This is a genomic window from Streptomyces sp. PTY087I2, from assembly GCF_001687325.1.
Lineage (GTDB): Bacteria > Actinomycetota > Actinomycetes > Streptomycetales > Streptomycetaceae > Streptomyces.
Genome location: NZ_LZRD01000033.1, coordinates 1 through 13554, shown reverse-complemented (window position 1 = coordinate 13554; position 13554 = coordinate 1). Strand labels below are relative to the sequence as shown.

Here is a 13554-nt window from a genome sequence, read left to right as displayed (position 1 = left end):
TCCCTATGACGGATCGCTACGTGGGGGGAGGCGTCGGCCGGTGCGCCTCCGCCAGGGCGGTGGCCTCGTCGAGAGTGAGGCTGCCGCCCTCTTCGTACGCCGCCGTGTACGCCGCTTCGTCGCCGAGCCGGTCCCGGGCGGCCTGCTCGGCGAGCTCCAGGTTGCGGCGCTCCATCACCGTACGCACGTGTCCCTTCGGCAGAAGCGTCTCCTGGAACCCCAGCAGCCGGGCGGCGTCCCGGGCCGCGTCGGCGTCGCCGAACCCGGCGAACGCGTGGGCGATGGCCGTGAGATGGGCCGACGGCATCTGCGGGGCCACCATCATCGACAGCGGTTCCCGCGCGCTCTCCAGCGCGGTCAGCGCGTTGTCCAGGGCGGCGAAGTGGTCTCCGTCGAGGTTGTCGAGCCAGGCCAGCACGCCGTGGACGAAGCCGCCGAAGATGGCGACATCGCGGGTGCCGAAGTCCTCGCGGACCAGGTGGGCCTGCTCGCGGGCCTCGTCCACCCGCCCCTGGAGACCGAGTACGAACCCCAGGTGCATCCGCGCCATCGGGGTCGCGTCGTGGCCCGACTCCAGCCGGTTCTCGGTGACTTCGCGCAGAATGGCCTCGGCCTCCGGGAGCCGTTCGAGCTCGATGAGGGCTCCGGCGTACCGGGCCCGCAGCAGGGCCGCCTGGCTCTGGGCGCCGATCTTCCGCGCGTACTCCACGGCGGCCCGGTAGTCGTCCAGCGCCGCCGCGAAGTCGCCGCCCCGCTCGTTGGCCTCGCCCCGCGCGGAGAGCGCCTCGGCGGCGCCCCAGTCGTCGCCGAGCCGGGTGTAGATCTCCAGGCTCTCGTCGGCGTCGGCGCGCGCGTCGGCCACCCGCTCGGGGCTGTTGGCCAGCAGGTTGGCGCGGGTGTGGAGCGCGGAGCCCAGTTCCCATTCGCCGCCGTGGACCCGCGAGGCCCGGACCGTCTCGTCGAGGACCGTGTGCGTCCGGTTCTCGTCGCCGGTGAGCATGATCGCGAACAGCCACAGAGTGCCGGGCAGTCGGCAGGTCTGCGGCATGCCGGGCAGATAGGTGTCCGCGATGATCCGCAGGCGCGCCTTGCCCTCCGGGCTCGACCAGGCGCTGATCGCGTGGTCCACACCGGCGAGTTGGAGCAGGGCCACTCCGCGCCGCGCCTCCGCGAGCTGCTCGTCGTCCATGGGCGGCGGCCGGTCGGTGGGCCGCTCCGGAAGCGCGGGGGCCCGGACGCCGGGCGCGGCGAAGGGGTCGGGGCCGAGCGCGGAGACGGACGCGCTCCACTGGCCGGCGTCCGAGCGCAGGTCGCGGAGCATCCAGTACCAGGCCATCGACAGCACGATGATCAGCGCCTCGTGCTCGTCCCGGGCGGCGACGGCGTGGCGGAGCGCGGTGCGCAGGTTCTCGTACTCGCGCTGGAAGACGGCGATCGCCCGCTGCTGTCCGCCGCCGCGCACCTTCGGTCCGGTGATCCGGGCCAGCTCCCGGTAGTGGATCAGATGGCGGCGCGCGACGGCGTCCCGTTCGGCGGCCTCCGCCAGCCGCTCGGCGGCGTACTCGCCGACCGTCTCCAGCAGCCGGTAGCGCATCTCCTCGTCGTCGCCGGGCGCGGCGACGACGAGGGATTTGTCGACGAGCGAGCCGAGCAGGGACGCGACGTCCAGGGAGTCCACGACGACGCCGTCGGCCGGTTCGGGCAGGGCGCAGACCTCCTCGGCGGCGGCCAGCGAGCAGCCTCCGGCGAAGACGGAGAGGCGGCGCAGCACGGCGCGTTCGGCGGCGTCCAGCAGGTCCCAGGACCAGTCGACGACGGCGCGCAGGGTCTGCTGACGGGGCAGCACGGTGCGGCTGCCGTTGCTGAGGAGGCGGAAGCGGTCGTCGAGGCGGTCGGCGATCTGGCGCGGGGTGAGCATCCGCAGCCGGGCGGCGGCGAGTTCGATGGCGAGCGGCAGCCCGTCGAGCCGCCGGCAAATCTCGGCGCAGGCGGCGGCGGTCGCCTCGTCGGCGTCGGTACGGAAGCCGGGCCGGGCCGCCGCGCCGCGTTCGGCGAGCAGGCGCAGGGCCATCGGGTCGGGCAGCGGGTCGACGGGCCGGACGAACTCGCCCGGTACGCCGAGGGGTTCGCGGCTGGTCGCGAGGACGGTCAGCCGCGGGCAGCGGGCGAGGAGGTGATCGGCGAGCGCGGCGGCCGCGTCGACGACGTGCTCGCAGTTGTCCAGCAGGAGCAGCATCCGGCGCGGGGCGCAGTGCTCGGTGAGCCGTACGAGGGGGTCGGCGGCGGTGCGGTCGGTGGCGCGCAACTCCTCGGCCCCGGCGCCGCGCAGCACGGTCTCGCGGGCGCCGAGCGCGGTCAGGACGGCCTCGGGCACGGCGTCGGGGTCGTCGACCGGGGCGAGTTCGGCGAGCCAGACCCCGTCGGGCCAGGCCTCGGCGGCGGCCTCCGCGGTCTCCTGCGACAGCCGCGTCTTGCCCGCGCCGCCAGGCCCGAGCAGAGTGACGAGCCGGGCCCGGCCGAGATCCTCACGCAGGGCGGCCATGTCGGTGCCGCGCCCGACGAAGCTGGTGAGGCGGGCGCGGAGGTTGCCGGGGGTGGGTGGGGCGCTGGTGGTTGCTTGGCCGCTGGGGGCGGGCGGGCTGGCGGGGGTGGCTTGGCCGACGGGGGACGCCAGGCTGCCGGGGGAGGCTTGGCCGACGGGGGACGCCGGGCTGCCGGGGGAGGCTTGGCCGACGGGGGGAGCTGGATCACCGGCGGAAGCCAGGCGACCGGGGGCAGGCCGGTCATCGGAAGACGCCGGACCGCCAGAGGCAGCCGGGCCACCGGGGGCGGCCTGTCCATGGGAGGCGGCCCCACCACCGGGGCCAGCCGGGCCCTCGGCTCCGGGCGTGGGCTGCGCGGCCGCTTCCGTCACCGCGTCCGGGGCGGCCGGCCGTACCGAGGGGGCCGATGGCCCGGGCCCGGGCCTGGGCGCGGGCTCCGGCGCGGGCGAGCCCGGGGGCGGGGGCGGGGCGAAAGAATCCGGCGCGGGCTCCCCCGAAGACCCGCCGGAAGGCCCCGGCCCCAGCGCACCCGAGGAACCGGCGGAAGGCCCCGCCCCGGGCACGCCCGCAGAGCGGGCGAAAGAGTCCGGCGCGGACGCCCCCGAAGACCCGGCGGAAGGTCCCGGCCCCAGCGCGCCCGAGGACCCGTCGGAAGACCCCGTCCCCAGCGCGCCCGAGGAACTGGGGAAGGGAGCCCGCGCGCCCGGGGACCGGGCGAAAGGCGTCGCTCCGGGCGCCCCCGAGGGCGGGGCGAAAGGATCCGGCGCGTGCTCGCCCGAAGGCCTGGCGGAAGGCCCCGGCTCAGGCGCGCCCGAGGGCCGGGCGAAAGGGGTCGCTCCGGGCACCCCTGAGGGCCCGGCGAAAGGATCCGGCGCAGGGGCGCCCGGGGTCCGGGGGAACGGTTCCACCCCCGCCGGGTCCGGATGCAGCAGTTCGGTGTGCAAGGCGCGCAGGCCCGGGCCCGGGGCCGTGCCGAGGCGGTCGTCGAGCAGGGTGCGGACCTCCTCGTACGCGGCCAGTGCCTCGGCGGGGCGGCCCGCGTCCCGCAGGGCCCTGATGCGCAGGGCCTGGAGCGGTTCGTCCAGCGGGTGGGCGTCGCAGAGCACGGCCAGTTCCGGCAGCGCCTCCCCCGGCCTGCCCAGGGCGAGGAGCGCCCCGAGCGCGGCCCGCCGGGCGTCGAGCCTGCGGGCCTCCCAGCGGGACGCGGCCGCCGTACGGTCGGGCAGATCGGCGAGGGCGGGCCCGCTCCACAGGGCGAGGGCGTCCCCGAGGGCGGCGAGGGCACCGGCCGCGTCGCCGTTCTCCAGGGCCCGGCTCCCCTCCCCCGTAAGCCGTTCGAAGCGGTGCAGGTCCACGGCGTCCGGCGGGGCGGCGAGCCGGTAGCCGCCCGCCACGGACTCGACGGCGCCGCGGCCGAGCGCCCGCCGCAACCGTCCGACCAGGGCCTGGAGCGCACCGGGCGCGTCGGCGGGCGGGTCGCCGTCCCACACCTCGTCGACGAGGACCCCGGCCGGGACGGTCCGTCCGGGGCTCAGTGCGAGGACGGTGAGCAGGGCACGCAGCCGCGCCCCGCCGAGGGCGACGGCCGTGCCGTCGTCGCGGAGTGCCCGGGTGGTGCCGAGGACGCAGTAGTGCACGGGGCCTATTGTCCGTGACGGACGACGGACCGGCGTTGACCGGGTGGAACTCCACAAGCGGTCGCCGACGTTCCAGTCCTGCCGGACCGTACGATCACCCCGTCCACCACCCGAGGGAGTCGAACGCCGATGACCACCGCAGCCACCCGCGGCGACCGCAGGATCAGCCCGGTCTTCCTCGGCATCGCCGCCGTCACCGCGGTCGCGGGCTGGGCGGTGTGGACGGGCTTCGCGGACGCCACCGGCTTCGCGGTCTTCCTGTTCGTCACCGGGGCCTGGATCGTCTCGCTCTGCCTCCACGAGTACGCGCACGCCCGCACCGCGCTGCACAGCGGGGACCTGTCGGTGGGGGCGAAGGGCTATCTGACGCTCAACCCGCTGAAGTACACGCACGCGCTGCTGAGCATCGTGCTGCCGGTGCTCTTCGTGATCATGGGCGGGATCGGGCTGCCCGGCGGTGCGGTCTACATCGAGCGCGGCCGGATCCGCGGCCGGTGGAGGCACAGCCTGATCTCGGCGGCGGGCCCCCTGACGAACGTGGCGTTCGCGATTGTCTGCACGGCCCCCTTCTGGCTGGACGCGCTGGACGGGGTGCCGCGCGCCTTCCAGTACGCGCTGGCGTTCCTGGCGATGCTCCAGGTGACGGCGGCGATCCTGAACTCCCTGCCGATCCCGGGTCTGGACGGGTACGGCGTGATCGAGCCCTGGCTCTCGTACCGGATTCGCCGCCAGGTGGAGCCGATCGCGCCGTTCGGGCTGATCGCCGTGTTCGCGATCCTGTGGATCCCCGAGGTGAACATCGCCTTCTTCGACGCGATCCACGCGCTGCTGCGCGGCCTGGGCGTCGAGGAGTACCAGCGGTACTGCGGCTACGACCTGTACCGCTTCTGGCGGGGGCTCTTCGACGAGCAGGACCCGGGCTGCGCGGTCGGCTGACCGGGGCCGGAGCCGGGGCCGGTGGGTGGTTCAGCCGGCGTCGGAGGCGGTCGCGGTGGTGGCGGCCAGGCGGTGCCTGCGCACGTAGAACCAGGTCATGTTGGACGAGAGACCCGCGATGAGCACCCAGACGATCCCGAGCAGGCTGCCCCGGGCGAAGGAGACCACGGCCGCCACGACGGCGAGGACGCAGACGACGAGGGCGTAGAGGGCGATGCGGGGCATGGGGGTCGGCTCCTGTCGGGAACGGGTCCCGCTCCCTGTCGGGAACGGTCGCGGTCCCGTCCAGTGTCCCCCATGCCCCGTTGTGCCCCGTCCCGGGGAGCGCCCGGACCCGTTGCCGGAGCGCCCGCCGGGGCCGGCCCGGTCAGACGTCGGTGGTACGCAGTCCGGCGTGGGCCTTGTAGCGGCGGTTGACCGAGATCAGGTTGGCGACCAGCGACTCGACCTGGTGGGCGTTGCGCAGCCGGCCGGCGAAGATGCCGCGCATGCCGGGGATCCGCCCGGCCAGCGCCTGCACGAGGTCCGTGTCGGCGCGCGCCTCGCCGAGGACCAGCACATCGGTGTCGATCTCCTCGATGGACTCGTCCTGGAGCAGCACGGCCGAGAGGTGGTGGAAGGCGGCGGTGACCCGGGAGTCCGGCAGCAGGGCGGCGGCCTGTTCGGCGGCGCTGCCCTCCTCGGGCTTGAGGGCGTAGGCGCCCTTCTTGTCGAAGCCGAGCGGGTTGACGCAGTCGATGACGAGCTTGCCCGCGAGCTCCTCGCGCAGGGACTGGAGCGTCTTGGCGTGACCGTCCCACGGCACGGCGACGATCACGATGTCGCTGCGCCGGGCGCACTCGGCGTTGTCCGCGCCCTCGACGCCGAAGCCCAGCTCGGCCGCCGCCTGCTCGGCGCGGGCCGCGTCGCGGGAGCCGAGGGTGACCTTCTGCCCGGCGCGGGCGAGCCGGTAGGCGAGGCCGCGCCCCTGCGGCCCGGTCCCGCCGAGCACGCCGACGCTCAGGCCGGATACGTCGGGGAGGTCCCAGGGGTCCTTGGCGGGGGGCTTGGGCGCGCTGCCGCTGCTGTCCTGTGTAGTCATGGGCCGACCCTACTGCCAGGTAGGACGCGGGGAGGCGGCCCGTGGGGATGCGCCCGTCCCGGTTCCGCTCGCCGGTTCCGCTCCCCGCCCGGTCCTCCGTTCGGGTGAGGGGACGGCCGACGGGGCCGGCCGGGGCAACGGGCCGGGGCAGGATGCCGGGCCATGGATGCCGTACGCGTCGCCCTGCTCCGCGATGTGCTGGCCGGGACCCGGTGGCCGCAGGACGCCCGCCGGTTCGCGCTGGCCCTGCGCGCCTCCGTCGTCCCGCGCGGCGGCGGGCTGCTGCTGGCGGGGACCGAGGCGTACGAGCCGTGGCATCTGGCGGCCCATCTCTCCGACGAGTCCGCCTGGTCCGGGCTGCCGGAGCTGGCTCCCACGCTCGTACGGCACCGGGTGGCGGCGGGCGACCCGGCGCACCTGGCGGTCGGGCTCGGCCGGATCGCGGCGGCGGGGCGGGGCGAGACGGTGCTGCTGGTCGCACCGGAGCGGCCGGGCGAAGGCCTGCTGGAGCGGGTCCACGACGCCCGGCGGGCCGGGGCGCGGGTGCTCACCCTGGACGGCGGCGACCCCGAGGTCGGCGGCCTGGCGCACGAGTCGCTGGTGGTCGGCGGGGACGACGAGGTTGACCTGGACATCGTGCAGCACCTGGTGAGCGCGGCCGCCGGGGAGAACGGAAGGCCTCCGGCGGGCGGCCGGCACACGTTCCGGGACCGGCTGTCCCGGCTGGCCGACCGCCTGACCCAGCCGCCACCGGCCCGCTGGTAGCGCGAGCGGGGAGGGCCGGGCGCCGACCGGCGGGACGACGCCGGTGTCGCGGCGGAAGGGCGGACATCGGAAGCCGGAGCCGCGCCGGTCAGCACGGCGGGGAGCGCAAGCGTCGGTAGCCGGGACAGCGCCGGTCAGCACGGCGGGGAGCGCAAGCGTCGGTAGCCGGGACAGCGCCGGTCAGCACGGCGGGGAACGCAGGCGCCGGAAGCCGGGACAGAGCCGGTCAGCACGGCCGGGAGCGCAGGCGCCGGAAGCCGGAGCCGCGTCGGTCAGCCCGGCGGGGAACGCAAGAGCCGGAAGCCGGGACAACGCCGGACAGCCCGGCCGGAAGCGCAAGCGCCGGAAGCCGGGGCCCCGCAGGGCAGTCCTGCGGGAAACCCGCTTGCCCGGTGCACCCCGTTGTACGGATCATGGCCCTTCGTGACCTCTGCGCCTCCCCCACCCTCACCGTCTCCCTCGCCCCCTCCCGCGTCCCCGCCTCAGCCGGGCCGGTTGCGCGCTCTGCTGCCGGACCTCGCGCCGTGGCGTTCCTCGCCGGACTTCCGGCTGCTGTGGGTGCAGGGCCTGATCACGTACTTCGGCAGCTTCATGGCGCTCATCGCGCTGCCGCTCCAGATCAAGCACCTCACGGGGTCCCCGCTCGCGGTCGGGGCGATGGGCGCGGTGGAGCTGGTGCCGCTCGTGGTTTTCGGGCTGTACGGCGGGGCGCTCGCGGACTCGGTGGACCGCCGCCGGGTCATCCTGCTCACCGAGGCGGGGCTCGGGGTGCTCGCCGGGATCCTGCTGGTGAACGCCCTGCTCCCGGAGCCGCTGCTGTGGCCGCTGTACGTGGTGGCCGGCGGGGTCTCCGCGCTCGCCGGGCTCCAGCGGCCCGCGCTGGACTCCCTGATGGCCCGGATCGTGCCGCACGCCCAGCAGACGGCGGCGGCCGCGCTGAACTCGCTGCGCTGGCAGATCGGGGCGATCGCGGGACCGGCGCTGGCCGGTCTGGTGGTGGCGTACGCCGGTCACGGCACGGCGTACGCGGTGACGGTGTGCACGTTCGCCGTCTCCGTCGTGCTCTGTCTGCGGCTCTCCCCCGCGCCGCCCGCCAAGGAGGCGGCGCGGCCGTCGCTGCGCGGGATCGTGGAGGGCGCGCGGTACGCCTGGAGCCGGCCGGTGCTGCTGGGGACGTACGCGATCGACCTGGCGGCGATGTTCTTCGCCTTCCCGAACACGATCTTCCCGTTCCTGGCGGACGAGCTGGACGCGGAGTGGTCGCTGGGGCTGATGTACGCGGCGGGCTCGGTGGGCTCCCTCGCCCTGGGGCTGACCAGCGGCTGGACGTCCCGGGTGCGCCGGCACGGGCTGTTCGTGGTGTTCGGTGCGGCGGCGTGGGGGCTGGCGATCGCGGCGGCGGGCTGGTTCTCCAGCGTGTGGGTGGTGCTGGTCTGCCTGGCGGTGGCGGGGGCGGGCGACATGCTGAGCGGGCTGGGGCGGTCGACGATCTGGAACCAGACGATCCCGGAGGAGCTGCGGGGGCGGCTGGCGGGCATCGAGGTGCTGTCGTACAGCGTGGGGCCGCAGCTGGGTCAGGTGCGGGCCGGGGCGATGGCGGGGTGGACCGGGACCCGGTCGGCGATCTGGACGGGCGGGGTGGCGTGCGTGGCGTCGGTGGCGCTGCTGACGGCGGCGTTGCCGAAGTTGGTGCGGTACGACTCGGAGACGGATGAGGATGCGGTGCGGAGGCGGGAGGCCCGGGTGGAGGGGTGACCCGGTCCGGGGCTCCGCCCCGCGCCCCGCTCCTCAAACGCCGGAGGGGCTGGATTCTGCGGCCTCACACGCCCGAGGGGCTGAAGACGAAGAGATGTCCTCAATCGCCGGACGGGCTTGGTTTGCCCTTGTCCTCGTCGTGCCACTTCGGGTCCGTGTCCCACTCCAGGTTGCGGTCGCGCGCGGTGTCCATCGCGTGCTGGGCCGCCTCGCGGGAGGTGTAGGGGCCGAAACGGTTCAGCGCCGGGCACTCCGGGCCTTCCTCGACCTTCTTGTGCTCCAGGCAGTAGTACCACTCGCCCGGCTTGCCGACCGTGCGCTTCTTGAACAGGGCCATCGACAGCTCCTTTCCCTAACCCCATGGTGCCCCGGGGCCGCTGGTTAGACTCGCTGGCATGTCTGGCCAGTCGCTTCTCGTACCAGGGGAGATCACTCCCGTCCGTTCCGTACCCGGAAACATCCGGCGCCCCGAGTACGTGGGGAAGCCGGCTCCGACGCCGTACACCGGCCCGGAGGTCCAGGACGCCGACACCATCGAGCGGATGCGCATCGCGGGCCGTATCGCCGCGCAGGCGATGGAGGAGGCCGCCAAGCACATCGCCCCGGGTGTCACCACCGACCAGCTCGACAAGGTCGCCCACGACTTCATGGTCGACCACGGCGCGTACCCCTCCACCCTCGGCTACCGGGGCTTCCCCAAGTCCCTGTGCAGTTCGCTCAACGAGGTCATCTGCCACGGCATCCCCGACTCCACCGTGCTGCGCGACGGCGACATCGTGAACCTGGACGTCACCGCGTACATCAACGGGGTGCACGGAGACAACAACGCCACCTACTTCTGCGGTGACGTGGACGAGGAGTCCCGGCTGCTCGTCGAGCGCACCCGGGAGTCGCTGAACCGGGCCATCAAGGCGGTCAAGCCGGGGCGGCAGATCAACGTCATCGGCCGGGTCATCGAGTCGTACGCCAAGCGGTTCGGCTACGGGGTCGTGCGCGACTTCACCGGGCACGGGATCAACACCTCGTTCCACTCCGGGCTGATCATCCCGCACTACGACAGCCCGCACGCCACCACGGTGATGCAGCCGGGGATGACGTTCACCATCGAGCCGATGCTGACGCTGGGCACCCACGAGTACGACCTGTGGGAGGACGGCTGGACCGTGGTGACGAAGGACCGGAAGCGGACGGCCCAGTTCGAGCACACGCTGGTCGTCACGGAGACCGGAGCGGAGATCCTCACCCTTCCGTAATCACCCCGAACTGTCCGATATCGGGCCCTCCGCTCCCTCGTGGCGTAGTTTTTTACCGACAAGCAGTCGGGAACCAGTTGACTTAGGTAAACCTAAGTAGGAGGATCGGCATACCGGCGAGCGCCGCCGCACCGTCGCGGCGGTCGCCTGCCGATATTTCCGTCTCTTTCTGGACTTCCCGTCCCCTCGGTCCCCGGAGGCCCGCCTTGGACGCAACCGCCACCGTCACTCCCTTCTCGACGCTCATCCGCACCGCGTCGCACGAGCAGCACACCGAGGCCGAGACCTCGACCTTCATGAGTGACCTCCTCGGCGGGCGGCTGGGAGTGGACGCGTACACGCGCTACACCGAGCAGCTGTGGTTCGTGTACCGGGCGCTGGAGGAGGCCGCGGAGGCCCTGCGGAACGACCCGGTCGCGGGCCCGTTCATACAGCCCGAGCTGATGCGCTCCGCCGAGCTGGAGCGCGACCTGGCGCATCTGCGCGGGGCCGACTGGCGCGAGGGTCTTGAGCCGCTGCCCGCCACCGCGGCGTACGCGGCCCGGGTCACGGAGTGCGCGCGCACCTGGCCGGCCGGGTACATCGCCCACCACTACACGCGCTACCTGGGCGACCTGTCGGGCGGTCAGATCATCCGCGACAAGGCGGAGAAGACCTGGGGCTTCGAGCGCAAGGGCGACGGCGTCCGGTTCTACGTCTTCGAGCAGATCACCAACCCGGCCGCCTTCAAGCGGGGTTACCGCGAGCTGCTGGACGGTGTGAACGCGGACGACCTGGAGAAGCAGCGCATCATCGAGGAGTGCAAGCGCGCCTTCGCCCTGAACACCGCGGTCTTCCGCGAGCTGGGCGAGGTCTTCCCGCTCAGCGCGTAAGGGCCCGTCCGGCCTCGTACGCGTACCGCGAGGGTACGGAAAACGGCTCCACCGCGTTGCGCGGTGGAGCCGTCCTGTTGCTGCCGTCAGTCCTCGGTCCCCATGGACCGCGCGGCCGTCGCCCGCTCGGCCCGCAGCGCTTCCTCGTCCGCGGGCCGCAGGACCAGTTCGCCACCGGTCCTCTCCAGCAGGACCAGGGAGGGGACCAGCACCGCTCTCAGCATCCCGGACAGCACCGGGTTGCCCGCGCGGGCGTACAGATCGTAGAGACCGGTGGCGAACCGCTGGAAGGCCACCGGATCCACATCGCATCCGCCCTGGTCGTTCGCCAGGAGACCGCTGGCGAGGCCGAGGGAGTCAGCCGCCGCGCGCGCCATGTCCTCGTACAGCCGGCCGCTGCTGCTGCCCGCGTCCCAGACCGTACGGCCGTCGACGTCGAAGGGGTGACTCAATCCGAGATCTCCAGTCTGAGGTCGAGGTCGGGGTGCTGTCGCCGCAGCTGCTCGAACCGTTCCTCCAGCGCGGCCCGGAAGCGGGAGTCCACACCCGACTTGGTGAAGCGGAATCCGATGGGCGCGCTCCGGTAGGACTCGGGAAGCTCGGCCCGAGCACGGAGGTACGCCGCGAGCTTCTTGTTCACATGCTTGTCGAGCCAGCTCGTGTCACCGTAGATGGCGGTCTTCTCCTCCCACAGGACGCCCTTCTCGAACCGGTCGATATCGGTGATCCTATTGCCGGTCACGGGGTCGTACACGTCATGGTCGACCGCCCCTTCGAGGCATCCGAAGTTGTCCGCTGCCGCCGCGGCCGCCGAGAAGCCCGCGGAGCGGGTGGCCTTTCCGGCGGCCTTGCAGCCGCGCTTGAGGAGTTTCAGGGCGTCGAAGGCCTTGTCGAGTGCTTTGAGCTTGGCGCCGATGAGGACGTCGGTGCCGAGTTCCCAGCAGTTCTCGAAGTTCTTGTTCTCCATGCACTTTTCGAGGTTCCCGAGCCCGGCGATCTCCTTCCCCATGTTGAGGAGGTCCTCCATGGCGGCGCCGAACTCGTCGCCGTGGGCCAGGATGGAGCAGTAGATCTCGTTGTGCTGGCACCAGCGGGCGAAGCCCTGCGGGTCGCAGGGGATGTAGGCCTGGCCGCAGCGGTACATCTCCCGGGCGCGGGCCCCCGCGTCGTTCTTGGCCTTCTCCTTGGCCTCGACCGCCGCCTTCCGGCGGGCCTCGGCCTCTTCCTTGTGCTTCTTGACCGCGATGGTGAAGGCCTCCGTGGCCGCCTTCAGCGCGGCCTCGGCGTCCTTGCCCGCGGCGATCGCCGAGGCACGGGCCTGATCCGCCGCGTACCAGGCACCGGCCGCTTCGGCCTGCGCGGATTCGGAGGACAGGGTGGCGTCGGTGGCGGAGCGCGCGGCGTCCGACGCCGCGAGGTCGGCGTTGTTCGCGGCGTTGCGGGCGGTCTTGGCGGAGGCGGCGGCCGAAGCGGCTGAGGACGCGGCGTCCTTGGCGTGCTGGGCGGCCTGGTCGGCGTAGCCCTGGGCCTTCGTCGCGGACTCGCCGGCCTTCTTGGCCCACTGGTCGGCCTCGGCGGCCGCCTTCCGGGCGATCGCCGCGACCTTCTGCGCGGTCGCCGCGTTCTGCTGCGCGGTCGCCGCGACCTTCGCCGCGTCCGCGATCAGCTTCTGGACCTGCGCCACGTGTGTGGCGTTGAGGTGATCCTTGCGCTGGGCATTGAACTGACCCGAGGCGATGAAGGCGTGCAGGGTCTGCGGGGAGCCCTCCAGGGCGACCCGGGCCGCGGACTTCACCTCCGGGGTCCCGGAATCCACCAGCTGCGCCGCCCGGACCCGCTCGTCCTGGGTACGGGCGGTGGGCTGGGCGGTGAGCAGGAACTCGCTGTACTTCTTGGGGTCGTCGGTGGCCAGAGCCTGCTGCCCGGCCTCCTTCAGGATCGGCCCCGCCCCGGAGATGATCTGAGCGATCGCGACCCGCATGCCCTGCGCGCCCGCCCGGTACTGACCGTCGTTCACGAACGCGGTGATCGCGGCGGCGTCGCCCTTCAGCGCTGCCTCCGCGGCATCGCGGACCTCCTCCGTCTCGCTCTCCTCGGCGAGGCGCTCCACATAGGAGCGGTCGTCCTGCTCCCGGGCGGTGTCCCACCCGTTGCGCAGGTAGTCGATCACCACATCGTCCGGGCCGGCCAGGACGGCCTCCGCCGCCGCCCGCCCCCACGCGGTGCCGTTCTTCATCACCAGAACAGCGAGGTCACGGCCCTGCTCGGCCATGTGCGCCAGGTCGGCGCCGGGCGTGTCCGCCAGGGCCAGCAGCCGGTTCCGCTCCGTCTCCCGGTCCCGTACCCCCTGCTCAAGGGCGGCCTGCGCCTTGGTGCGGTCGGTGGCGGCCTGCTGCTGATCACGGGCCAGCTCGATACCCGCGTTCGTCCGCGCGAGGAGTTCTCCGGCCTCGACCTCGCGGGCGATGGTGTAGATCTGCTGGGCCTTGGTGACCGCCGCGGTCGCCGCGTTCGCCGCTTCGGTCGCCGCGTTCGCGTGCGCCGTCGACCGGGTGGCCGCCTGCGCGGCGTCCCCCGCGTGATCGGCCGCGTCGTCAGCGGCCTTCGCCGCGTTCCGGGCGTGCGTCGCGGCCGCCCGGGCCGCGTCGCGTGCCTCCCGCGCCGCCTTCGCCGCCTTCCGCGCCAGAGCCTCCGCGGCGGCCGCGGCCCGGT

The 13554-nt window shown here is 73.6% G+C and carries 11 protein-coding genes; 5 read left to right on the top strand and 6 right to left on the bottom strand.

Features of this window, described 5'->3' with window-relative positions; translation table 11 throughout:
- Nucleotides 1-16 precede the first annotated feature (16 nt).
- Nucleotides 17-4180: a BTAD domain-containing putative transcriptional regulator gene (locus tag A3Q37_RS36075; protein ID WP_107471614.1), complete on the bottom strand. Its 4164-nt coding sequence runs from the start codon at nt 4178-4180 to the stop codon at nt 17-19.
- Nucleotides 4181-4309: 129 nt separating this feature from the next.
- On the opposite strand from A3Q37_RS36075, the gene A3Q37_RS29865 reads away from it, so the two are divergent.
- The gene (locus tag A3Q37_RS29865; RefSeq protein WP_065489254.1) at nt 4310-5116 is read left to right on the top strand and encodes a site-2 protease family protein; all 807 of its coding nucleotides are present in this window, start codon (nt 4310-4312) and stop codon (nt 5114-5116) included.
- A 30-nt stretch (nt 5117-5146) separates the two neighbouring features.
- Here the strand turns inward: A3Q37_RS29865 and A3Q37_RS29860 are convergent, their stop codons facing one another.
- Entirely contained in the window at nt 5147-5341 is a 195-nt protein-coding gene (locus A3Q37_RS29860) for a hypothetical protein (protein WP_065489253.1), read from the bottom strand.
- 142 nt (nt 5342-5483) lie between these two features.
- Complete coding sequence (gene npdG / locus A3Q37_RS29855; protein ID WP_030707797.1) at nt 5484-6197, bottom strand: NADPH-dependent F420 reductase; 714 nt, start codon at nt 6195-6197, stop codon at nt 5484-5486.
- A gap of 162 nt (nt 6198-6359) precedes the next feature.
- Between npdG and A3Q37_RS29850 the strand changes: the two genes are divergently transcribed.
- A complete protein-coding gene (locus tag A3Q37_RS29850; RefSeq protein ID WP_065489251.1) occupies nt 6360-6962 on the top strand; it encodes a hypothetical protein in 603 nt (200 codons plus the stop codon).
- A gap of 495 nt (nt 6963-7457) precedes the next feature.
- Nucleotides 7458-8717: an MFS transporter gene (locus A3Q37_RS29845; protein ID WP_065489250.1), complete on the top strand. Its 1260-nt coding sequence runs from the start codon at nt 7458-7460 to the stop codon at nt 8715-8717.
- A 100-nt stretch (nt 8718-8817) separates the two neighbouring features.
- Here A3Q37_RS29845 and A3Q37_RS29840 read toward each other — a convergent pair whose 3' ends face one another.
- Nucleotides 8818-9054 (bottom strand): hypothetical protein, encoded by a 237-nt coding sequence (locus A3Q37_RS29840; RefSeq protein ID WP_065489249.1) that lies wholly within the window; start codon nt 9052-9054, stop codon nt 8818-8820.
- Nucleotides 9055-9112: 58 nt separating this feature from the next.
- On the opposite strand from A3Q37_RS29840, the gene map reads away from it, so the two are divergent.
- Nucleotides 9113-9970 (top strand): type I methionyl aminopeptidase, encoded by an 858-nt coding sequence (map, locus tag A3Q37_RS29835; protein ID WP_032761804.1) that lies wholly within the window; start codon nt 9113-9115, stop codon nt 9968-9970.
- Between the two features lie 206 nt (nt 9971-10176).
- A complete protein-coding gene (locus A3Q37_RS29830) occupies nt 10177-10842 on the top strand; it encodes a heme oxygenase (biliverdin-producing) (protein ID WP_065489245.1) in 666 nt (221 codons plus the stop codon).
- Between the two features lie 86 nt (nt 10843-10928).
- Here A3Q37_RS29830 and A3Q37_RS29825 read toward each other — a convergent pair whose 3' ends face one another.
- Both A3Q37_RS29825 and A3Q37_RS29820 read right to left on the bottom strand, forming a co-directional pair.
- Complete coding sequence (locus tag A3Q37_RS29825; RefSeq protein WP_065489244.1) at nt 10929-11294, bottom strand: DUF6086 family protein; 366 nt, start codon at nt 11292-11294, stop codon at nt 10929-10931.
- Nucleotides 11291-13554: ALF repeat-containing protein (locus A3Q37_RS29820; RefSeq protein ID WP_369691476.1), on the bottom strand; the 2264-nt coding region annotated here is incomplete at its 5' end. The genes A3Q37_RS29825 and A3Q37_RS29820, both read right to left, overlap by 4 nt.

What these genes read in the sequence shown, in the direction of transcription:
- A3Q37_RS29865 (WP_065489254.1), top strand. Translation starts at nt 4,310, where the DNA reads ATGACCACCGCAGCCACCCGCGGCGACCGCAGGATCAGCCCGGTCTTC.
- A3Q37_RS29860 (WP_065489253.1), bottom strand. Translation starts at nt 5,341, where the DNA reads ATGCCCCGCATCGCCCTCTACGCCCTCGTCGTCTGCGTCCTCGCCGTC.
- npdG (WP_030707797.1), bottom strand. Translation starts at nt 6,197, where the DNA reads ATGACTACACAGGACAGCAGCGGCAGCGCGCCCAAGCCCCCCGCCAAG.
- A3Q37_RS29850 (WP_065489251.1), top strand. Translation starts at nt 6,360, where the DNA reads ATGGATGCCGTACGCGTCGCCCTGCTCCGCGATGTGCTGGCCGGGACC.
- A3Q37_RS29840 (WP_065489249.1), bottom strand. Translation starts at nt 9,054, where the DNA reads ATGGCCCTGTTCAAGAAGCGCACGGTCGGCAAGCCGGGCGAGTGGTAC.
- map (WP_032761804.1), top strand. Translation starts at nt 9,113, where the DNA reads ATGTCTGGCCAGTCGCTTCTCGTACCAGGGGAGATCACTCCCGTCCGT.